The sequence below is a fragment of the Kitasatospora sp. NPDC059571 genome (assembly GCF_042735675.1).
Classification (GTDB): domain Bacteria; phylum Actinomycetota; class Actinomycetes; order Streptomycetales; family Streptomycetaceae; genus Kitasatospora.
In genome coordinates this window covers 3631-4265 of sequence record NZ_JBHWBW010000589.1, presented here as the reverse complement: position 1 = coordinate 4265, position 635 = coordinate 3631, and the positions used below count along the sequence as shown (strand labels likewise).

The following is a 635-nucleotide window of genomic DNA, read 5'->3' as shown; positions in this document are numbered from 1 at the left end:
GGGTGCCGGCCCCCGCCCTCCAGCGCCTCGCCGGGTGGTGGGTGGGCGGGGGGGGCGCGGGCGGTGGCGCGCGCCGGTGGTGGGGGGGGGGCGGCCCCCCCGCCCCCCCCCCCCTCGGGATCAGCGGCGGCGGAACAGGCGGGCGAGCAGGCCGGCGGCCGGACGGCCGTCCGCGGCGCAGCTGCACCGCTCGGAGCGGGGGACGCCCGCCAGGACCTGGTCGACGTGCATGCCGCAGCCGGCGTAGCCGGCCTTGCCGCAGGTGCGGCACTGGACGCGTCGGCACATGGCGGGATTCCCTTCGTCGGAGCCGTTCTCCCTCCCCAGAATACCCCATGGGGTATCTCTGCGTGCGGTGCGGCGCTCCCAGTGGCTTCTCAGAGGCTTCTGAGTGCCCGGTGATTGCCTGTGCGCAGCGGACCGGCCGACCGGTCGGTCCGGACCACCGCACCGAGGAGGGGACTTCCATGGCGAAGATCCTGAAGCTGCAGAAGATGGACACCACCGGCGCCCACGGCCCGATCGACCAGGACGCGATCAGCGTGAGCTCCTGCGACTCGCAGAGCTGCTGACCCGACCGACCCACCGGGCCCCCGCGGCCGCCCGCCCGCCGGGCCCCCCCCCCCTCCCCCGGG

1 protein-coding gene is annotated in these 635 nt (G+C 76.7%); it reads right to left on the bottom strand.

The window, feature by feature from the left end:
• Positions 1 to 120: 120 nt before the first annotated feature.
• Positions 121 to 288, bottom strand: a complete 168-nt coding sequence (locus ACFV0G_RS36100) for a hypothetical protein (protein ID WP_380557057.1) — start codon at positions 286 to 288, stop codon at positions 121 to 123.
• Between the last annotated feature and the right edge of the window lie 347 nt (positions 289 to 635).

Coding starts and splice junctions, on each gene's coding strand:
- ACFV0G_RS36100 (WP_380557057.1), bottom strand. CDS start 288: ATGTGCCGACGCGTCCAGTGCCGCACCTGCGGCAAGGCCGGCTACGCC.